Annotated in this window: 20 protein-coding genes; 12 read left to right on the top strand and 8 right to left on the bottom strand. The window is 59.4% G+C overall.

Translation table 11 applies throughout. The annotated features are described in order from the left end of the window. The first annotated feature begins 24 nt into the window (after positions 1-24). The gene (locus tag ASD60_RS25915; RefSeq protein WP_056856708.1) at positions 25-1470 is read left to right on the top strand and encodes an FAD/NAD(P)-binding protein; all 1446 of its coding nucleotides are present in this window, start codon (positions 25-27) and stop codon (positions 1468-1470) included. Between the two features lie 1248 nt (positions 1471-2718). Here ASD60_RS25915 and ASD60_RS25910 read toward each other — a convergent pair. The 4 genes from ASD60_RS25910 to ppnN form a co-directional block, all read right to left on the bottom strand. After that, the gene (locus ASD60_RS25910; protein WP_056856707.1) at positions 2719-2943 is read right to left on the bottom strand and encodes a hypothetical protein; all 225 of its coding nucleotides are present in this window, start codon (positions 2941-2943) and stop codon (positions 2719-2721) included. A 172-nt stretch (positions 2944-3115) separates the two neighbouring features. Continuing rightward, positions 3116-3532, bottom strand: coding sequence for a hypothetical protein (locus ASD60_RS25905; RefSeq protein ID WP_056856706.1), 417 nt, complete (start codon positions 3530-3532; stop codon positions 3116-3118). A 171-nt stretch (positions 3533-3703) separates the two neighbouring features. Continuing rightward, positions 3704-4444 carry a response regulator gene (locus ASD60_RS25900; protein WP_056856705.1) on the bottom strand — a complete coding sequence of 247 codons (741 nt, stop codon included), beginning with the start codon at positions 4442-4444 and terminating at the stop codon, positions 3704-3706. Positions 4445-4702: 258 nt separating this feature from the next. Beyond that, positions 4703-6076 carry a nucleotide 5'-monophosphate nucleosidase PpnN gene (ppnN, locus tag ASD60_RS25895; RefSeq protein ID WP_056856704.1) on the bottom strand — a complete coding sequence of 458 codons (1374 nt, stop codon included), beginning with the start codon at positions 6074-6076 and terminating at the stop codon, positions 4703-4705. Between the two features lie 232 nt (positions 6077-6308). On the opposite strand from ppnN, the gene ASD60_RS25890 reads away from it, so the two are divergent. Beyond that, positions 6309-6836 carry a DUF3087 domain-containing protein gene (locus ASD60_RS25890; RefSeq protein WP_056856703.1) on the top strand — a complete coding sequence of 176 codons (528 nt, stop codon included), beginning with the start codon at positions 6309-6311 and terminating at the stop codon, positions 6834-6836. 90 nt (positions 6837-6926) lie between these two features. Beyond that, the gene (locus tag ASD60_RS25885; RefSeq protein WP_056856702.1) at positions 6927-8480 is read left to right on the top strand and encodes a sensor domain-containing diguanylate cyclase; all 1554 of its coding nucleotides are present in this window, start codon (positions 6927-6929) and stop codon (positions 8478-8480) included. Positions 8481-8550: 70 nt separating this feature from the next. On the opposite strand, the gene ASD60_RS25880 is transcribed toward ASD60_RS25885, so the two are convergent. Beyond that, positions 8551-8913, bottom strand: coding sequence for a DUF2784 domain-containing protein (locus ASD60_RS25880; protein ID WP_056856701.1), 363 nt, complete (start codon positions 8911-8913; stop codon positions 8551-8553). Between the two features lie 137 nt (positions 8914-9050). Between ASD60_RS25880 and ASD60_RS25875 the strand changes: the two genes are divergently transcribed. The 3 genes from ASD60_RS25875 to ASD60_RS29225 all read left to right on the top strand — a co-directional run bounded on the left by ASD60_RS25875 (position 9051) and on the right by ASD60_RS29225 (position 10282). Continuing rightward, positions 9051-9749 (top strand): AzlC family ABC transporter permease, encoded by a 699-nt coding sequence (locus tag ASD60_RS25875; RefSeq protein ID WP_056856913.1) that lies wholly within the window; start codon positions 9051-9053, stop codon positions 9747-9749. Next, on the top strand, positions 9749-10060 hold the full coding sequence (locus tag ASD60_RS25870) for an AzlD domain-containing protein (RefSeq protein ID WP_162130447.1): 312 nt from the start codon (positions 9749-9751) through the stop codon (positions 10058-10060). Before ASD60_RS25875 ends, ASD60_RS25870 begins: the two co-directional genes overlap by 1 nt. Positions 10061-10126: 66 nt before the next feature. Beyond that, on the top strand, positions 10127-10282 hold the full coding sequence (locus ASD60_RS29225; protein ID WP_177336608.1) for a hypothetical protein: 156 nt from the start codon (positions 10127-10129) through the stop codon (positions 10280-10282). Positions 10283-10388: 106 nt separating this feature from the next. Here ASD60_RS29225 and ASD60_RS25865 read toward each other — a convergent pair whose 3' ends face one another. Beyond that, complete coding sequence (locus ASD60_RS25865; protein WP_056856912.1) at positions 10389-10661, bottom strand: hypothetical protein; 273 nt, start codon at positions 10659-10661, stop codon at positions 10389-10391. Between the two features lie 258 nt (positions 10662-10919). Next, positions 10920-11600, bottom strand: coding sequence for an SOS response-associated peptidase family protein (locus tag ASD60_RS25860; RefSeq protein WP_056856700.1), 681 nt, complete (start codon positions 11598-11600; stop codon positions 10920-10922). A gap of 242 nt (positions 11601-11842) precedes the next feature. Here ASD60_RS25860 and ASD60_RS25855 point away from each other — a divergent pair, with 242 nt between their 5' ends. Together ASD60_RS25855 and ASD60_RS25850 are read left to right on the top strand one after the other, a co-directional pair. Next, complete coding sequence (locus ASD60_RS25855; protein ID WP_056856699.1) at positions 11843-12742, top strand: polysaccharide deacetylase family protein; 900 nt, start codon at positions 11843-11845, stop codon at positions 12740-12742. Positions 12743-12854: 112 nt separating this feature from the next. Beyond that, on the top strand, positions 12855-13094 hold the full coding sequence (locus ASD60_RS25850) for a DUF1652 domain-containing protein (RefSeq protein ID WP_056856698.1): 240 nt from the start codon (positions 12855-12857) through the stop codon (positions 13092-13094). Positions 13095-13096: 2 nt separating this feature from the next. On the opposite strand, the gene ASD60_RS25845 is transcribed toward ASD60_RS25850, so the two are convergent. Continuing rightward, positions 13097-13981 (bottom strand): LysR family transcriptional regulator, encoded by an 885-nt coding sequence (locus ASD60_RS25845; RefSeq protein WP_056856697.1) that lies wholly within the window; start codon positions 13979-13981, stop codon positions 13097-13099. 127 nt (positions 13982-14108) lie between these two features. Here ASD60_RS25845 and ASD60_RS25840 point away from each other — a divergent pair, with 127 nt between their 5' ends. The 4 genes from ASD60_RS25840 (at position 14109) to ASD60_RS25825 (ending at position 17601) form a co-directional block, all read left to right on the top strand. Next, a complete protein-coding gene (locus tag ASD60_RS25840; protein WP_056856696.1) occupies positions 14109-15257 on the top strand; it encodes a muconate cycloisomerase family protein in 1149 nt (382 codons plus the stop codon). Between the two features lie 10 nt (positions 15258-15267). Further along, positions 15268-15558, top strand: a complete 291-nt coding sequence (catC, locus tag ASD60_RS25835; protein WP_034150962.1) for a muconolactone Delta-isomerase — start codon at positions 15268-15270, stop codon at positions 15556-15558. Between the two features lie 55 nt (positions 15559-15613). Next, positions 15614-16543 (top strand): catechol 1,2-dioxygenase, encoded by a 930-nt coding sequence (gene catA / locus ASD60_RS25830; RefSeq protein ID WP_056856695.1) that lies wholly within the window; start codon positions 15614-15616, stop codon positions 16541-16543. A 98-nt stretch (positions 16544-16641) separates the two neighbouring features. Next, positions 16642-17601, top strand: a complete 960-nt coding sequence (locus ASD60_RS25825) for an AraC family transcriptional regulator (RefSeq protein ID WP_056856694.1) — start codon at positions 16642-16644, stop codon at positions 17599-17601. The last annotated feature ends 726 nt before the right edge of the window (positions 17602-18327 follow it).

Here is an 18327-nt window from a genome sequence, read left to right as displayed (position 1 = left end):
TAAACAGGGAACAGTGAGAACGGCATGAGTGAAACCCAAAGCGGACAGGCGCCCGACGCCATCCGTCACGCGGACATCCTGATCATCGGTGGTGGCCTCAGCGGCGCGATGTTGGCGGCGCAGTTGTTGCGTCTGCCGGGCAAGCGCAACTTGCTGGTGATCGAACCGCGCGCCGAACTTGGCCGCGGCGAGGCCTACAGCGCTGTGGAGCTGGGCCATACGCTCAACGGCAACGCCGCGCGCATGAGTGTCGACCCGGACAACGCCGATGACCTGACCCAATGGCTGACCGAATACATTGCCGCCGGTGGCTGGCCGGAATCGGAAGAGCAGTCTGTGCCGATCAGTGAATTGTTCCCGCCGCGCGGCATATTCGGCCTGTATGTGCAGCAGCGTCTGGCCGAGGCGCAGGTGGTGGGCGCTCTGCACGGTTCGACGGTCGAACATGTGCGCGCCGAGGTGGTGGATCTGCAAACCGATGTGCAATCGGTGCGCTTGCATTTGAGCGACGGCCAGCGCTTGCAGGGCTCTTTCGCGGTGCTCGCCACCGGAATGTTCCCCGCCGCGCGCACACCGCAAACCCAATCCAGTGGCTTGAATGCGGCGGCGCTCGATCCGTGGGATGTGGCTGCGATGCAGCAGCTCGATCCACAGTCGACAGTGCTGATCATCGGCTCTGGCCTGACCATGGTCGATGCCGTGGTGTCGTTGGAACAGGCCGGGCATCGCGGGCCGATCGAGGTGTTTTCCCGTCACGGCTTGCTGCCCCACGTGCGGCGGCAACCACCGGCCTGGGTGGATTTTCTCGCGCAGGACCACAGTATCCGCACACCTCGCCAGTTGATGCGCGAACTGCGTCGACATTGCCGCGAAGCCATCGCCCAGGGCATCGACTGGCAAGCGCCGCTGGATACGGTGCGCGCGCATATCGGTCGCTTGTGGAATCAGGCGACCGATGTGCAGCGCCGACAGTTTGTCCGCCACGTGCGACCATGGTGGGAAAGCCATCACCACCGCTCGCCACCCCTGAGCGCCGAACTGGTGGAGCGCTTGCACGGGGAAGGGCGGTTGCGGATTCAAGCCGCATCGTTCAAAGGGCTGGAGCCTGCTGCGAACGGTGGCGTGAGCATTCGTATTCGTCGCAGAGGTGAAGCGCAAACGGTTGTCGTCAGTGGCGCGGCGTTGATCAACTCCAGTGGCATCGAGTACGACTGGCGACGGGTCGCGCGGCCATTGCCCCAGCAATTGCTGGCACGTGGGCTGATTCGGCCCGGGCCATTGGCGCTGGGAATTGCCGCCGAAGCAGACGGTGCGCTGCTGGACGCCGAAGGGCGGACTTCCGATCGGTTGTTCGCCATGGGGCCGCCATTGCGCGGGATGTGGTGGGAAAGTACGGCGGTCACTGACGTCGCAAGCCAGGCCAAGGCCCTAGCCGCTCGTCTGGTGACATCGCAAATGCTCGGGGAATGACGTTGTGGCGAGCGAGCTTGCTCGCGCTTGAGTGCGTAGCGCTCACAAAAACCTGGGGCCGCTGCGCGCCCAGCGCGAGCAAGCTCGCTCGCCACACCACACCGAACCACCGCACAAATGCAGAAACCCCGCTTGTTTGGCGGAGTTTCCTGTTTCAAGCAGCCCAAGGCCGTTGATCAATAACGCTGATATTTGGAGCCGAACTCAGGGGACATAGAGCTTGCTCGCCAGTTGTCTTTCGGGGAATGAAGTTGTGGCGAGCGAGCTTGCTCGCGCTTGAGTGCGTAGCGCTCACAAAAACCTGGGGCCGCTGCGCAGCCCAGCGCGAGCAAGCTCGCTCGCCACACCACACACACCACACACCACAAATGAAGAAACCCCGCTTGTTTGGCGGGGTTTCCTTGTTGTCTTTCGGGGAATGAAGTTGTGGCGAGCGAGCTTGCTCGCGCTTGAGTGCGTAGCGCTCACAAAAACCTGGGGCCGCTGCGCAGCCCAGCGCGAGCAAGTTCGCTCGCCACACCACACCACACACCACACACCACACACCACAAATGAAGAAACCCCGCTTGTTTGGCGGAGTTTCCCGTTTCAAGCAGCCCAAGGCCGTTGATCAATAACGCTGATATTTGGAGCCGAATTCAGGGACATAGAGCTTGCTCGCCTGTTGTCTTTCGGGGAATGAAGTTGTGGCGAGCGAGCTTGCTCGCGCTTGAGTGCGTAGCGCTCACAAAAACCTGGGGCCGCTGCGCAGCCCAGCGCGANAATAACGCTGATAATTGGAGCGGAACTCAGGGGACATAGAGCTTGCTCGCCACACCACACACACCACACACCACAAATGAAGAAACCCCGCTTGTTTGGCGGGGTTTCCTGTTTCAAGCAGCCCAAGGCCGTTGATCAATAACGCTGATAATTGGAGCGGAACTCAGGGGACATAGAGCTTGCTCGCCAGTTGTCTTTCGGGGATGACGTTGTGGCGAGCGAGCTTGCTCGCGCTTGAGTGCGTAGCGCTCACAAAAMCCTGGGGGCCGCTGCGCAGCCCAGCGCGAGCAAGCTCGCTCGCCACACCACACACACCACACACCACAAATGAAGAAACCCCGCTTGTTTGGCGGGGTTTCCTGTTTCAAGCAGCCCAAGGCCGTTGATCAATAACNGCTCGCCACACCACACACACCACACACCACAAATGAAGAAACCCCGCTTGTTTGGCGGGGTTTCCTGTTTCAAGCAGCCCAAGGCCGTTGATCAATAACGCTGATATTTGGAGCCGAACTCGGGGCGGTTCTCTGCGACATAGAGCTTGCTCGCCTGGTTGTCTTTCTGGTCAACGCCGACGGTGTTCACGTTCAGCGTGGCCGGTTGGCTGACTTTGGCTGCTGCAACGGCTGGCGCAGTCGCGTGTGGGGCGGCGATGGCGGAAGTAGCGCCGAGAACCGAGAGGGCGAATCCAAGACCGATGATGCTTTTCATGGTGTTGCTCCAGAGTGTGGGGAGAAGATGTGGCCACTGTAGTGCTGGAGCATCGCGATGAGAAAACACCCTGACGCATAGTCGTTATCGAGAACAATGATCTTTCGGCGATGATGCGGCAGCCCTGTGGGCGCTAGCTCCCACAGGGACTGTGTTGTCAGGTCAGTCGCGATCAGTAGCGCTGATACTTGGAGCCGAACTCGGCGCGATTTTCGGCGACGATTACGCCACCGCGCACGGCGTTGCTCGGGATCGAGGCGACGCGTTCGCGCAGTTCTTGCAGGCGATCGGCACCCCCTTCGGCTACGCGGTTCTGGATCAGGCGATCGGCACCCCCTTCGGCCACGCGGTTCTGGATCAGGCGATCAGAGCCACCTTCGGCCACGCGGTTCTGGATCAGCCGGTCAGAACCCCCTTCGGCCACGCGATTTTGTTGCAACCGGTCCGAACCGCCTTCTGCCAGTAGCGACTGGATCTGGCTGTGGGAAACGGTATTCGACGTATTCGCCGATGCCAGGTTCGACAGACCAAGACCGCCCACCAATGCGAGGCCGAGTGCCAGGGACGAAACTTTCGAGAAGTTGATCATGGGTAATTCTCCGTGCGCTTAAGTGTGAGGGGGTCAGTAGCTCGTGCTATCTGGTGTTCACAGTTAAACGCCGGGGTGTATCGCTGATGTGTGCCTGAAACGCTCGAAATCGGCTTTTACGTATCCCGGGAAGTATCTTATACAAACGGATACAAAACCTTCGGTTAACGCTTATACCTGCGCATCGAGCATTTCCACCGGGTAGGAAAAAACATAGCCCTCGCTGCGTACCGTCTTGATGTAGGTCGACTCCCGTGAATCGTCCTTGAGTCGCTGGCGCAAGCGGCTGACCAGCAAGTCGATGGAACGGTCGAACAGGTCGGCGTCGCGGCCCTGGGTCAGGTTGAGCAGTTGATCTCGGCTCAGCACCCGTTGTGGGTGATCGAGGAACACGCGAAGCAATCGGTACTCGGCGCCACTGAGGGCGACCAGGGTATCGTCTTCATCCAACAGGTGACGGGCGGTGGTATCCAGGCGCCAGCGGCCGAAACCGAGCAGGCGGCCGGTTTCAGTGACTAATAGGTTGGGTGGCAGCATCCGGGTACGGCGCAGAACAGCGTTGATCCTGGCCAGCAGTTCCCGGGCGGCGAAGGGTTTGGTCAGGTAGTCGTCGGCGCCCATTTCCAGGCCGAGTATGCGGTCGGTCTCGTCATTGCGCGCAGTGAGCATCAGGATGGGCGTGGCTTTGTGTTTGCCTGAGCGCAGCTCGCGGCACAGGACCAGGCCGCCATCGCCGGGCAGCATGATATCGAGGACGATCAGGTCGACCTGATTGGTTTCGAGGAAGCTGCGCATGTGCCGGCCGTCGGCGACCATGGTGGTGCGCAGGCCGTTCTTTTTCAGGTAGTTGCCCACCAGTTCGCGAATTTCGCGGTCATCATCAACGATCAGGATGTGGTTGACGTGGTCCATGAATCGATTCTCTTGTTCTTCGTCGGTTGTGCATTTTTGGGCAACGGTGAAGCTTTTTGCCGTATCGCCCTTGTAGGAGCAAGGCTTGCCCGCGATGACGGTGGGACAACCCACAGTGATGTCGACTGATACTACGTCATCGCGGGCAAGCCTTGCTCCTACAGGAGGAGTGGCCGACCCGGCATTGCATTCAGGCGTTCTGTGGCCACAAAGACAACAAGCCGAAGCCAAGGCTTCGGCTTGGGTCTATTGCTTGAGTCAGGCAACCACGCGATAACACGGCACATAAGCCGCGCCACCCGGGAGTTTCATCCGGTGTTGGGCAACGAAGGCTTTGAGCAGCAGGTCCAGCGGCTGCATGATCGCGGCGTCACCGCGGATCTGGTAGGGGCCGTGTTGTTCGATCAGGCGAATGCCCTTGTCCTTGACGTTGCCGGCGACGATGCCTGAGAACGCGCGGCGCAGGTTGGCAGCCAGTTCGTGGGCTGGCAGGTCGCGGCTCAGTTTGAGGTTGGCCATGTTTTCGTGGGTTGGGTCGAACGGGCGCTGGAAGCCTTCGTCGATTTTCAGCAACCAGTTGAAGTGGAACGCGTCGTTACGCTCGCGGCGGAACTGCTTGACCGCTTTGAGGCCCAGAGTCATCTGCCGGGCGACTTCTGCCGGGTCATCGATGATGATCTGATAATGCTGCTTGGCGTCCTCACCGAGGGTGGCGCCGACGAAGGCGTCGAGTTGCTCCAGGTACGGTGCGGCGTGTTTAGGCCCGGTGAGGATGACCGGGAAGGGCAGGCCTGCGTTGTCCGGGTGCATCAGGATGCCGAGCAGGTAGAGAAATTCTTCCGCCGTACCGGCACCGCCCGGGAAGATGATGATGCCGTGGCCGACGCGGACGAAGGCTTCCAGGCGTTTTTCGATGTCTGGCAGGATCACCAGTTCGTTGACGATCGGGTTCGGCGCCTCGGCGGCGATGATCCCCGGTTCGGTCAGGCCAAGGTAACGACCGCCATGGATACGCTGTTTCGCGTGGGCGATGGTGGCGCCTTTCATCGGGCCTTTCATCACGCCAGGGCCACAACCGGTGCAGACGTCGAGGCTGCGCAGGCCCAGTTCATGGCCGACTTTCTTGGTGTATTTGTATTCTTCGGTGTTGATCGAGTGGCCGCCCCAGCACACCACGATCTTCGGCTCGACTCCGGGGCGCAGGGTGCGGGCGTTGCGCAGCAGGTGGAAGACGTAGTCGCTGATACCCTGGGAGGTGCTCAGGTCGATGCGTTGGCTGTCGAGTTCGTTTTCGGTGTAGACGATGTCGCGCAGGGCGCTGAACAGCATTTCACGGGTGCTGGCGATCATTTCGCCGTCGACGAAAGCATCGGCGGGGGCGTTCAGCAATTCCAGGCGCACGCCGCGGTCCTGTTGGTGAATGCGGATTTCGAAGTCCTTGTAGGCTTCGAGGATGGTCTTGGCGTTGTCGACGTGGGCGCCGGTGTTGAGGATGGCCAGGGCGCATTGGCGGAAGATGTTGTAGGTACTGCCGGATCCGGCTTCGCTCAGTTGCTGGACTTCCCGCTGGGAGAGTGTTTCCAGGCTGCCTTTCGGGCTGACCGAGGCGTTGATTACTTGTCGTTGGGTCATTCAATGATCCTTAAAACGATGTCATTCCCACAGAAACAACGAATGGCATCCGAATAGTGTGTATCCATGAAAGAAGATGGCACGAACTTCGTGGTCTCGCCATGTCCCCGTTTGACGATGAAAAGATGAAAAGGAGCCCCAGCATAGCTAAATCCCTCGCAGAGGCGATAATGCCCCGCAGTCTTTTTGACGCAGAATCTTTTTACCACCGAAGAAAAGGAATCCCGACGCCATGTTCGAAATCCAGCCGATGGACGCCCAAACCTACCGTCAACAGACACGGCGCAGCACGTTGATCATCGCCGTAGTCTTCGTGGCGCTGGCGATGGTGCTCTCGACGGCGGCGGTGGCGTTGTTCGGCGAACCTGGCGGCGACAACCTGCGGTTCAACATCGGCGGTGTGTTTGCCGCGGTGTTGCTGATGGCGGCACTGATGCGCAAAGTGTTCTGGACCCAGGAGTGGATGGCGCCCGCGGTCTATAGTTGGCAACTCAAGCGCAGCTTGATGAGCGTCACCAATGTCATGCACCACGTCACAGCCGCCGTGGAGGCGGGCGATCCGACGGCTATGAAACTGCTACGGTTCTATCATCTGGGCTTGAGCCAGATGCACGAGCTGGACGGCAATTCCAGCGACCATGGCGCATTGAATCGGGAGATGCAGCAACACGCGGCGCGGATGCAAGTGCTGGGCATTGATCCCGAGCAGCCGCGCCTGGATCCGGCGTGGCTGGAGGCAGTCAAGCGAACATCAGGCTAACCCCGATGGTGTGGCTATCCCGGGGAAGGCATAGTGGGAAGACATCGAGCAGGAAGCCTCGGTATTTCCAATAATCAAGGAGCGAGCGGCATGGGGCATCCGTCCATTTACGATCGTATCGAAAACAGCCGGCCTGGCATTGCCCGACTGAAGATTCGCTCCGCGGTGACGCTGCTGGTTGCGGTGTGCCTGTCGATGGTGGTGATTGTCATCTGGGAGGCCTGGAGCTCTCGCCAGTACCATCTGCGCGACAAGGAAGTGGCGATGTCCAACCTTGCGCAGACCCTGGCCTCGCAGGCGCGTTCGACGATCAAACAGGCGGATACGCTGCTGTTTACCTTGGTCGATCGCCTCGAAAATGATGGCTTCGATGCCGGCCGGATCAGTCGCTTGCAGCGCCTGCTCAGTGCCCAGCGCAGTGAACTGAGTCAGATTCACGGCCTGTTCGTGTATGACGAAACCGGGCAATGGATTGCCAACTCAAACGGCGCGGAAGTGGGCGTGGCCAACAATTCCGACCGTGAATACTTCATTTACCATCGCGACCATCCCGATCGCGGCCCACACATCGGCCCATCGATCAAGAGCCGTTCCAGCGGTGAATGGATCCTGACCGTGTCGCGGCGGATCAACCATCCTGACGGCAGCTTCGCCGGCGTAGCGCTGGCAACCATTTATCTCAGTCACTTCCTGCAGCTGTACGACAGCATCGACATCGGCAGCAACGGTGTGATCAGCCTGATCGCCGACGATGCCAGCATTATCGTGCGCAGACCGTTCCATGACGCAGACATCGGTACCAGTCTGAGCAAGAGTCCGCTGTTCACCCAACTGCTGCCCGTCAGCAGTTCGGGAACGGCGACAATTACATCGGTCATCGACGGCGTCGAGCGAGTGACGGGCTATCGTCGGGTCGAAGGCTATCCGCTGATCGTCTTTACCGCGTTGAACAAAGACGAAGTGTTGACCAGCTGGCGCAAGGAGTCGCTGCTCAGCGCCGCCATCGTCTCGTTGCTGCTGGCATTTCTGGGAGTGCTGGGTTATCGCCTGATCAAGTTGATGAAACAGCAAAATCGCATCCAGGCCGAACTGCTCGGCGCCCAGGACAAGTTGCTGGAGGTCAATCGCAACCTGGAACTGTTGGCGCTGGAAGACGCGCTCACCGGGCTGGCCAACCGGCGTCAGTTCGATCTGTTCATTCAGGCCGAAGCCGGGCGTGCCCGACGCAACCAGACCGGTCTCGCGCTGTTGATGATCGATGTCGATTATTTCAAGGCTTTCAATGATCGCTACGGTCACTTGGCCGGCGACGAGTGCTTGCGCAAGATCAGTGCGATCATCGTCGATACCATCAAGCGCCCCGGTGATCTGGCGGCGCGTTTCGGTGGTGAAGAGTTTGCCGTGGTGTTGCCCGGGACCGATTACGTCGGGGCATTTTTGCTGGCGGAAAAAATCCGTGGCGCGGTGCTTGCCAGCGGCCTGGAGCACAGTGAGAGCCCCGAAGGCGTGGTGACGGTCAGTGTCGGAGTCTGTGGCTACGACGCGGTTTCCCAAAGCGCTACCGATGACTTGATCGGTGCTGCCGACAAGGCCTTGTATGTGGCCAAGGCCAGTGGCCGCAACATGAGCGTCATCGCCAATTGAAGTCCGGACCTGACGCTGTCTGCGCTTGCTCGCCACCGCCACCAGGCACGGTGGCTTCGGTGAAGCTCTTTCAAGCGAAACGCCGTTTGATCACCTGACTATAGACCAGCACGTTGACCAGCAGTACCAGACCCGCCAGCCCCAGTTGAATCGCCGGGGTCAGGCCGCTCGGATAAATCAGCGGCCACACATAATGCTCTATGAAACCGGCGCCATAACCGCTTTGCCCGGCGGCGTGGCGCATCAGGTTTTCCCAGCGCGTCAACGGGCAGGGCAGGTGGAACAACTCCACCGCGATACCCCACGCGACGCAAGGCAGGTGCCACCAGATCAGACGGCGCCACTTGAGCAGCAACAACCCGCCGAACAAGACGAACACAATGAACGCCAGGTGAAACAGCACCAATCCATCGGCGGCGATTCGGTAATGCATGTCGACTCTCGAAGGTGTCAGGCAATCGCTCTATGGTACTCGGGCGCAACAGGTTCGTAGCAATGCGCAAGATTGTTCGAGCCATCGGCCGCGACTGCTGGCAAAGTCGCATGTCTTTTCTTCTGGTTAAGAGCGTTATGTTCAAATCACACTTGCCGCGAAGCGCGTTTCTTCGTGGCGCGGCAGCGATCATGCCGTTGTCCCTGGCCACCGCGCCCTGGGGTTTGTTGGCTGGCTCCATGGCCATCGAAGCCAATCTCACGCCCCTGCAAGGGCAGGGGCTGTCGAGCATCGTATTTGCCGGCGCCGCGCAACTGGTGGCCATCGGCATGCTCAAGGGCGGTGCCGGGGTCTTTTCCATCCTGCTGACCACGCTGTTGCTGACTTCCCAGCATTTGCTGTACGGGATGAGCATGCGCTCGGTGATTTCGCCCTTGCCGGGTCGCTGGCGAGTGGGCTTGGGGTTCCTGCTCACCGACGAATTGTTTGCCTTGACCAGCCAGCACGACAAACAGCAGTTCGACCGCTGGTACGCCTTGGGTGTCGGCCTGACGTTCTACATTGCCTGGAACCTCTTCACTCTTGCCGGGATTGTGTTGGGCAGCAGCATTCCCGGCCTGGAACACATCGGGCTGGATTTCTCCATCGCCGCCACGTTCATTGCGTTGATCACCCCGGTGGTTCGCAACGTGCCAACCGTGGTCTGCGTGGCTGTTTCGCTGTTCTGCTCGGTGCTGTTCAGCTATTGGCAGTGGGGCTCGGCACTGGTGCTGTCGGGACTGGCAGGCATGACTGCCGGGTTTATCTGCAATAAATTTCAGGGAGCACGCACATGATGGTCTGGGCGGTGATTATCGGCATGGGCGTGCTGGTGTTTCTCAATCGTTACGTCTTTCTCGAACCGCGGCTGCCGGTGCGCCTGAGCAGTAATGCCCGGCAGTTTCTCGGCTTCGCCGTGCCCGGGATGTTGACCGCCATTTGTGGGCCGATTGTGTTCATGCCCGAGAAGCAATTGAACCTGCAATGGGACAACCCGTACCTGATCAGCTCATTGGTGGCGGTCGGCCTGGTGCTCTACACCCGCAACACTTTGCTCAGCATGTTGTTGAGCATGGGCTTCTTCTTTTTGCTGCGCTGGTGGCTGTGAACCGGGCAAAGGAATGTGTTCTACGCTTAAAACTGACGAACAATCCCTTCAGGAAGAGAGGTGAACATGGCGAACGACCCCAAGCGTCCGGACCCGGACGACGACATGGATGAGCCGACAGAAGAGGAGCTTGAGCAACAGAGAAAATCGGAAAAGACCTGGAAGCATGACGACAGTCGCGAACTGTCGGATCGCGATATCGAAATCCCGTTGAAACCCTGACCGAAATACGTCCCTGTAGAGCTGCTGCAAGCTGCTCTACAGGGACGGCACGAAATGAAAGAGACTCACTGAGTCTCTGCTAATACGAAGGTTGCAAGCGCGGGAATCAGGCGTCGTCCGACGGCATGAAGTCGGGATGAGCGGCCCGAAAACCCAATGTCTTGTCGATCCAGGCGTTCAGTTCGTTAACCATCACCGGGTGCTTGCCCGGGTAGCTCTTGAGGGTTGAACTCAGGACCTCGTTGATATTGGGAATTGAACGCAAGTTACGGGTCTGTATGTATTGCCCGATAAAACAGTCGAGTTGGTAGTGTTCTGTCTTTGTAAGATAAACACACGCCAGACCCACGACATGATTATTTGTAAAATCGTCGCGCAATTTAGTTCTCTGCAAGGCTTGAGTGTAAGGGGATTTCCTTAAGGGCTGACTCTCTGGTCAGCTGATGGCGTAGCTGGAAATACGGCGCGGATAGTAGCGGTAGCGACAAAAAATGTATGCAAAGCGACGCTCTGGTCAGACCAGCGGTAATACGCCAACTGCGATATTAGTTAATAGAAACAGTCAAGATGCAACTTGCATCTGTATTTTCCGTAATAACTAACGTTTATGCAGGCATCATTGTTGTTATTGACAGGCTCAGGTCACTTCAGCGATTAAATCCGAGCCCTGGTTTCTGGTATTGCCAACCGCTTTGTCGACCTTGTGCCAGTTGAATACGTCACTGGGTTCACCTTGCAGAAGTACCATTTGCTCCGCGCGCTCCCGAGGTGTGGCCGGGTCCAGCCACTCCTGCGCCAGTTTTGCCGAAAACACCACCGGCCGACGGTCATGGATATCGAGCATGCCGCCGGCGCTGTCGGCGGTAATGATGACAAAGCCGTCGTCTTCTCTGGGCGGTGCGTCGCCCACCGGGAATTGACCGATGGCTGCACAGAAGATCGGTCCTCCATCACGTCGTCGAATCAGCCAGGGCTGCCGCGTGCCATCCCCGGCATCGACCCATTCGAACCAGTTGTCGACCGGGCAGATTGCGCGGTGAGGCCAGATCGCCCGGAAGAACGGGCCGTGGGCGACTTTCTCGACCCGCGCATTGATCGGCGCGGCCCGATCTCTGGCCCAGTGCGGGCGCCAACCCCAGCGCTGTGAATCGGCATGCAGGCCGTCATCCTCCCGATGCAGCAGCGCCAATTGGGTGGTAGGCGCCGCGTTGTAGCGCGCCAGAGGCTGATCGCCGACGTGATTGATCAGCGCGTCGGGAATGCTCAGCACCGCCACGAAATCGTGAATGCCCCGGTATTGCGACAAGCGTCCGCACATCGTAGAACCCTCCGGCAGGAGATTTCAGCTTAGCCGCCTCATTGCCTGGTTTGGGACAAAAATTCCAGGAACGAGGCTTTTTGGCGAAGTTCGCTGGCACAGTAAACGAGCCCCGGAACCAAACACTGTGTACCCTTATCCAAGCTCGGCCCGCAGTATCCTGCGGGCCGAAGATGGATGAACGGGCGAAGGAATTTTGCCGTTTGACGTGTTGACCGCACGGGTCTGGCCAAAGGCAAAACATGAAACACTGGTTCAAGCTACTCATGACATGCACGATGGCCGTCAGTCTGCTGGGCTGTATCGCGGCTCCCATCGAAATGACCGCGCAAACCGAACAGCGGCTGCGTGCGCAACCACCGATTCGTTTCCTGCTGACCTTCGATGACGGTCCTTCCGCATCGAGCTTCTGGAACCCCACTGAAACCGTGCTCGACAGTCTGGCAGTCAATCCGCTGCAACCGGGCATCAAGGCGGTGTTCTTCGTGCAGACCCGGGCATCAAGGGCGGGCGGCAGCGAGATCGGCCGTGCAATCATGCACCGCGAACGCGATGCCGGGCACATCCTGGCCTTCCACACCGCCACGCCATCGCATACCAATCATCGCTCTCTGGATGCGCAGGAACTGGATCAAGCGCTCACCGATGGCAGTGCTGATATCGCCGCAATCAGTGGTACGCCTCCCACGCTGGTTCGCCCGCCATTCTGGAGTTACGACAAGCGCACTTTCGCTGCCTACCAGCAGCATGGCTTGCAGGTGTTGCTGACCGACCTGAGTGCCAATGACGGCAAGATCTGGGGCTTCAATGCCAGCCCGCGGCGCCGCTCGCACATGCTGCGTTCAATGTCTGAAGTACGCGAGCGCATCGCCCGTGGTGAACTGCCAGTGGTGGACGGGGTGATTCCGGTCGTGGTGACCTTCCATGACCTCAATCGCTACACCGCCCGGCATACCCGTGAATACCTGCAGATTTTGCTCGACAGCGCCCGGGCGACTGGCGTCAGGACCGCAAGCCAGCCGTTCTACGACGACACAGCGGCGCTGCAACGAGCGGCGATGGCGCGTACGTTGCGCGACAGTGCGCAGCCGGTTGAACTGCCGGGTGTCTGGAACTGGATCTGGAAGGACAATCCTCATTGAAGAATTTGTTCAAAGTGAGAGGTATTTAACGCTTTTCGCTGGCGCAAAACGGGCAAAGCCGATCTATGCTCAGACGGATCCAACCCACTCAACTGTCGCCGAGGCACCGGCCATGGTTCCTATTTCAGTACTTTGCAACATAGTCGAGTCCGGTTTCGAACCGCTGACCTGCGAGTGCACGGAAACCCTGGGATTGTTGCGCATCGAGGTTTTCGAACCCATTTCCGGGGACGTCAAGTTGCTGATCGACGGCGTTTCGACCGAGCAACTGACCAGCGTGCGCGCCATCTCCGACCTGATTGGCGAGTTGCGAACCGAGATGAGCGCCGGGCGCCGGGCGTTTGCCGGCTGAGTTCAGCTTCGCGGCAGCAGTTCGTCAATCATCCGCAAGCAATGGCTCAACCCGGGCGACACATCACCCACCCGCCGACTGAGAATGATCGGCGAGGTTGCGTTGTCTTCCAGTAATGGCGTGAATCCGATGTCGTCGCGGTGCAGCAATTGCACCGAGGCCGGCACCAGCGTGACCCCGATCCCGGCCCCCACCAGACCGATCGCCGTTTGCAGCTCGTTGGTCCATTGCGCCACGTGGATGCTGACCCCGTAGGACTCGAACAACGCAATGACGTGATCGGCATAGCTGGGGCGCGGGTTGCCGGGGTAAAGCACGAAGGGTTCCCGGGCCAGGTCGCGCAGGCTGATGGGGCCAGCCAGCAATGGATGCCCGGCGGGCAGGGCGGCCACCAGGCGATCCTCGGTCAGCACGGTCTGTACGATGGCCGGGTCGTCGATGCGGATGCGCCCGAAGCCGATGTCGATGCGTCCGGATTTGAGGGCTTGCACCTGTTGTAGGGTGGTCATTTCCGAAAGCCCCAACTCCAGCTCCAGCGGCTCTCCACTGCGCAAACGGCGGATCAGTTCCGGGAGCACGCCGTAGAGCGTCGACGGCGCGAAACCAATGCCCAGCCAGGTTTTTTCCCCCAGCCCGATGCGACGGGTGTTGTCGCAAATCTTGTTCAGTTGCTCGAGCAGGGCGCTGCTGTGCTCATGGAAAAAACGCCCGGCGTCGGTCAGCTTCAACGGGCGGCCGCGTTCAAGCAGGATCACCCCCAGTTCATCTTCCAGCTGCTGGATCTGCCGGCTCAGCGGTGGCTGGGCGATGTGCAGCAGTTCGGCGGCACGGGTGAAGTTGAGGGTTTGCGCCAAGACCTGGAAATAGCGCAGGTGCCGCAGTTCCATGAAGCCTCCCGGTGTCAGTTGTTCTCATACCTATAAGGTATCAAGTCAGACCAATTCTATATTGGCAACCAGAAAAAAGCCGTACGAGAATCGATTCCAGAACTCCAAGAACCTGACGGGTATTGAAATGCTAGCAACCGCCATTGAATCGATCGAGACGATCATCGTCGATCTGCCGACCATCCGCCCGCACAAGCTGGCGATGCACACCATGCAGAACCAGACCCTGGTGATCATTCGTGTACGTTGCGCCGACGGCATCGAAGGCATCGGCGAATCCACCACCATCGGTGGTCTGGCCTACGGCAACGAAAGCCCGGACAGCATCAAGACCAACATCGACAAACACTTCGCACCGTTGTTGATCGGCCAGGACAGCGGCAACGTCAACGCCGCCATGTTGCGCCTGGAGCGCAGCATCCGTGGCAACACCTTCGCTAAATCCGGGATTGAAACCGCATTGCTCGATGCCCAGGGTAAACGCCTGGGGCTGCCGGTCAGTGAACTGCTCGGTGGCCGTGTGCGTGATGCGCTGCCGGTGGCCTGGACCCTGGCCAGTGGCGACACCGAAAAAGACATCGCCGAAGCGGAAAAAATGCTCGATCTGCGCCGCCACCGCATCTTCAAACTGAAGATCGGCGCCGGTGAGGTCAACCGCGATCTGGCCCACGTAATCGCTATCAAAAAAGCCCTGGGCGACCGCGCCAGTGTGCGGGTCGACGTCAATCAGGCGTGGGACGAAGCCGTTGCGTTGCGTGCCTGCCGCATTCTGGGGACCAATGGCATCGACCTGATCGAACAGCCGATCTCGCGCAACAACCGTGCCGGCATGGCGCGCCTGAATGCCATGAGCCCGGCACCGATCATGGCCGACGAGTCCATCGAGTGCGTGGAAGATGCGTTCAACCTGGCTCGCGAAGGCGCGGCTTCGGTGTTCGCCCTGAAGATCGCCAAGAATGGTGGCCCGCGCGCCGTATTGCGCACTGCCTCTATCGCCGAAGCGGCGGGAATTGCCCTGTACGGCGGCACCATGCTTGAAGGTGGTTTGGGCACCATGGCGTCGGCCCACGCCTTCGTCACCTTGAACAAACTGGCGTGGGACACTGAACTGTTCGGCCCGTTGCTGTTGACTGAAGACATTCTCAGCGAACCGCTGGTCTACCGCGATTTCGAACTCCACGTGCCGAACACCCCGGGTCTGGGCCTGAGCCTGGATGAAGAACGCCTGGCGTATTTCCGCCGCGACAAGACCTCCACCGCCATTCATCAAGCCTGAGGAGAGCATTATGCTGTTCCACGTAAAAATGACCGTGAACCTGCCGGTCGACATGAACCCCGAAGCAGCGGCCAAATTGAAGGCTGACGAGAAAGCCCTGGCGCTGCGCCTGCAAGATCAAGGCAAGTGGCGTCACCTGTGGCGCATCGCCGGGCACTATGCCAATTACAGCGTATTCGATGTCGACAGCGTTCAGGAATTGCACGACCTGCTGATGCAACTGCCGCTGTTCCCGTACATGGCCATCGAAATCGACGCGATGTGCCGGCATCCTTCTTCCATTCGTGACGATGACCGCTGAGCCCAGCCTGTTCAGCGCGCTACCCTAATAATTACAAGATGAGGAACCTGCAAAAATGAACGTCAAGATCTCCCACACTGCCGAAGTCCAGAAATTTCTCGAAGAGGCCAGCGGCCTGCACAACGATGCCGGTAATCCACGGACCAAAGCGCTGATCTACCGCATCCTGCGTGACTCGGTGAACATCATCGAAGACCTCGCTGTGACCCCGGAAGAATTCTGGAAAGCGGTCAATTACCTGAACGTGCTGGGTGCTCGTCAAGAGGCCGGGCTGGTGGTGGCCGGGCTTGGCCTGGAACACTACCTCGATCTGTTGATGGACGCCGAAGACGAGCAGGCCGGTAAATCCGGCGGCACGCCGCGCACCATCGAAGGCCCGCTGTACGTGGCGGGTGCACCGTTGTCGCAAGGCGAAGCGCGTCTGGATGACGGCGTCGATCCGGGTGTGACCCTGTTCATGCAAGGCCGCGTGTTCAACACGGCGGGCGAACCGCTGGCCGGTGCCGTGGTGGACGTCTGGCACGCCAATACCGGTGGCACCTACTCGTACTTCGACCCGACCCAATCGGAATTCAACCTGCGTCGCCGCATCGTCACCGACGCCGATGGCCGCTATCGCTTTCGCAGCATCGTGCCGTCGGGCTACGGTTGCCCACCGGACGGTCCAACCCAGCAATTGCTCGATCAACTGGGCCGTCATGGCCAGCGTCCGGCGCACGTGCACTTCTTCATTTCCGCGCCGGATCATCGCCACCTGACCACCCAGATCAACCTGGATGGCGAGAAGTACCTGCATGACGATTTCGCCTACGCCACCCGAGACGAGCTGATCGCCAAGATCACCTTCAGCGACGATCAGCAGCGCGCGGCGGCCTACGGTGTCAGCGGTCGTTTTGCCGAAATCGAGTTCGATTTCACCCTGCAATCGTCTGCCCAGCCTGAAGAGCAACAGCGTCACGAGCGGGTTCGCGCACTCGAGGACTGATCGCGTCGCCCCCTGTAGGAGCAAGCCTGCTCGCTCCTGCAGGGGGTTCGGTACTAGAATGGATTACCGCAACATATAACAACAACGAGAGTGACCCGATGATGCAAGCTCAACTGTTGAGTCAGCGCAGCAGAGTCTTCGACCATGCCGACCCTTATGCGGTCTCGGGCTACGTCAATCAGCACGTCGGTAATCATTGCATTCTCATGCCTCGTGCTGGCAGTCCGCTGGCCAGCCTGGACCATCGCAAGTTCGCCAGCCTCGACCTGTGCCGTATCAGTTACGGTGCCAGTGTGCGAGTGACGTCCGGTGCGCTGGACAGCATTTATCACCTGCAAGTGCTGCTGCGCGGCAACTGCCTGTGGCGTGGACATGGCCAGGAGCATTACTTTGCCCCCGGCGAATTGCTGCTGATCAACCCTGACGATCCTGTCGACCTGACGTATTCCGCCGATTGCGAAAAATTCATTCTCAAAATTCCGACCCGCTTGTTTGAGTCGGTCTGTGACGAGCAGCGCTGGCGCTATCCGGGGCAGGGCGTGCGGTTTGTGGAGAACCGTTATCAGCTCAATGAACTGGAAGGTTTCGTCAACCTGCTGGCAATGATCTGCCAGGAGGCCGAGTCCACCGAGCAGATTCCCAGGGTGCAAGAGCATTACACACAGATCATCGTCAGCAAGATGCTCAGTCTGATGAAAACCAACGTCTGCCGCCTTGAACTGGGCTCACAGACGGCTACGTTCGAGGCCATTGCCGATTACATCGCCAGTAACCTCAAGCGCGACATCGACAGCGAAGAACTGGCGCGCCAGGCGCACATGAGCTTGCGCTCGCTGTATGGCCTGTTCGAGCGCAATGCCGGCGTCACGCCGAAAAACTACCTGCGCCAGAAACGCCTGGAGCGCATCAACGCCTGCCTGAGCGACCCGACCTGCAACGTGCGCAATGTGACGGAAGTGGCGATGGACTATGGCTTCCTGCACCTGGGACGGTTCTCCGACAGCTATCGCAAGCAGTTCGGTGAATTGCCTTCCGATACCCTCAAACGCCGGCATTGAGTTCACCCGATAATGTGCGGCGAGGGAGCTTGCTCGCGCTCGGCGGCGAAGCAGTCGCAAATTCGGTGGTTGCGGTTTTTCTGGTTCAGCGAAGTTGCAGGTTTTGGGGCCGCTGCGCGACCCAGCGGGAGCAAGCTCCCTCGCCACAGGTCGAAGTCGCGCCTGAAACTGCACAAAACGGATAATGGTCTGCTTCCTGCACCTGGGACGGTTCTGTGACAGCTATCGCAAGCAGTTCGGTGAATTGCCTTCCGATACCCTCAAACGCCGGCATTGAGTTCACCCGATAATGTGTGGCGAGGGAGCTTGCTCGCGCTCGGCTGCGAAGCAGTCGCAAATTCGAAGGWCGCGGTTYTTCTGGTTCAGCGACGTTGCAGGTTTTGGGGCCGCTGCGCGACCCAGCGGGAGCAAGCTCCCTCGCCACAGGTCGAAGTCGCGCCTGAAACTGCACAAAACGGATAATGGTCTNNNGTTGCAGGTTTTGGGGCCGCTGCGCGACCCAGCGGGAGCAAGCTCCCTCGCCACAGGTCGAAGTCGCGCCTGAAACTGCACAAAACGGATAATGGTCTGCTTCCTGCACTTGGGACGGTTCTCCGACAGCTATCGCAAGCAGTGCGGTGAATTGCCTTCCGATACCCTCAAACGCCGGCATTGAGTTCACCCGATAATGTGTGGCGAGGGAGCTTGCTCGCGCTCGGCTGCGAAGCAGTCGCAAATTCGAAGGTC

Origin of the sequence: Pseudomonas sp. Root562, from assembly GCF_001427125.1 — a bacterium.
Lineage (GTDB): Bacteria > Pseudomonadota > Gammaproteobacteria > Pseudomonadales > Pseudomonadaceae > Aquipseudomonas.
The sequence above is the reverse complement of the archived record's forward strand: the minus strand, read 5'-3'. Positions and strand labels throughout refer to the sequence as shown.

Excerpts from the sequence above, each read along its gene's own strand:
- ASD60_RS25915 (WP_056856708.1), top strand. The coding sequence starts at position 25 with ATGAGTGAAACCCAAAGCGGACAGGCGCCCGACGCCATCCGTCACGCG.
- ASD60_RS25910 (WP_056856707.1), bottom strand. The coding sequence starts at position 2,943 with ATGAAAAGCATCATCGGTCTTGGATTCGCCCTCTCGGTTCTCGGCGCT.
- ASD60_RS25905 (WP_056856706.1), bottom strand. The coding sequence starts at position 3,532 with ATGATCAACTTCTCGAAAGTTTCGTCCCTGGCACTCGGCCTCGCATTG.
- ASD60_RS25900 (WP_056856705.1), bottom strand. The coding sequence starts at position 4,444 with ATGGACCACGTCAACCACATCCTGATCGTTGATGATGACCGCGAAATT.
- ppnN (WP_056856704.1), bottom strand. The coding sequence starts at position 6,076 with ATGACCCAACGACAAGTAATCAACGCCTCGGTCAGCCCGAAAGGCAGC.
- ASD60_RS25890 (WP_056856703.1), top strand. The coding sequence starts at position 6,309 with ATGTTCGAAATCCAGCCGATGGACGCCCAAACCTACCGTCAACAGACA.
- ASD60_RS25885 (WP_056856702.1), top strand. The coding sequence starts at position 6,927 with ATGGGGCATCCGTCCATTTACGATCGTATCGAAAACAGCCGGCCTGGC.
- ASD60_RS25880 (WP_056856701.1), bottom strand. The coding sequence starts at position 8,913 with ATGCATTACCGAATCGCCGCCGATGGATTGGTGCTGTTTCACCTGGCG.
- ASD60_RS25875 (WP_056856913.1), top strand. The coding sequence starts at position 9,051 with ATGTTCAAATCACACTTGCCGCGAAGCGCGTTTCTTCGTGGCGCGGCA.
- ASD60_RS25870 (WP_162130447.1), top strand. The coding sequence starts at position 9,749 with ATGGTCTGGGCGGTGATTATCGGCATGGGCGTGCTGGTGTTTCTCAAT.
- ASD60_RS29225 (WP_177336608.1), top strand. The coding sequence starts at position 10,127 with ATGGCGAACGACCCCAAGCGTCCGGACCCGGACGACGACATGGATGAG.
- ASD60_RS25860 (WP_056856700.1), bottom strand. The coding sequence starts at position 11,600 with ATGTGCGGACGCTTGTCGCAATACCGGGGCATTCACGATTTCGTGGCG.
- ASD60_RS25855 (WP_056856699.1), top strand. The coding sequence starts at position 11,843 with ATGAAACACTGGTTCAAGCTACTCATGACATGCACGATGGCCGTCAGT.
- ASD60_RS25850 (WP_056856698.1), top strand. The coding sequence starts at position 12,855 with ATGGTTCCTATTTCAGTACTTTGCAACATAGTCGAGTCCGGTTTCGAA.
- ASD60_RS25845 (WP_056856697.1), bottom strand. The coding sequence starts at position 13,981 with ATGGAACTGCGGCACCTGCGCTATTTCCAGGTCTTGGCGCAAACCCTC.
- ASD60_RS25840 (WP_056856696.1), top strand. The coding sequence starts at position 14,109 with ATGCTAGCAACCGCCATTGAATCGATCGAGACGATCATCGTCGATCTG.
- catC (WP_034150962.1), top strand. The coding sequence starts at position 15,268 with ATGCTGTTCCACGTAAAAATGACCGTGAACCTGCCGGTCGACATGAAC.
- catA (WP_056856695.1), top strand. The coding sequence starts at position 15,614 with ATGAACGTCAAGATCTCCCACACTGCCGAAGTCCAGAAATTTCTCGAA.
- ASD60_RS25825 (WP_056856694.1), top strand. The coding sequence starts at position 16,642 with ATGATGCAAGCTCAACTGTTGAGTCAGCGCAGCAGAGTCTTCGACCAT.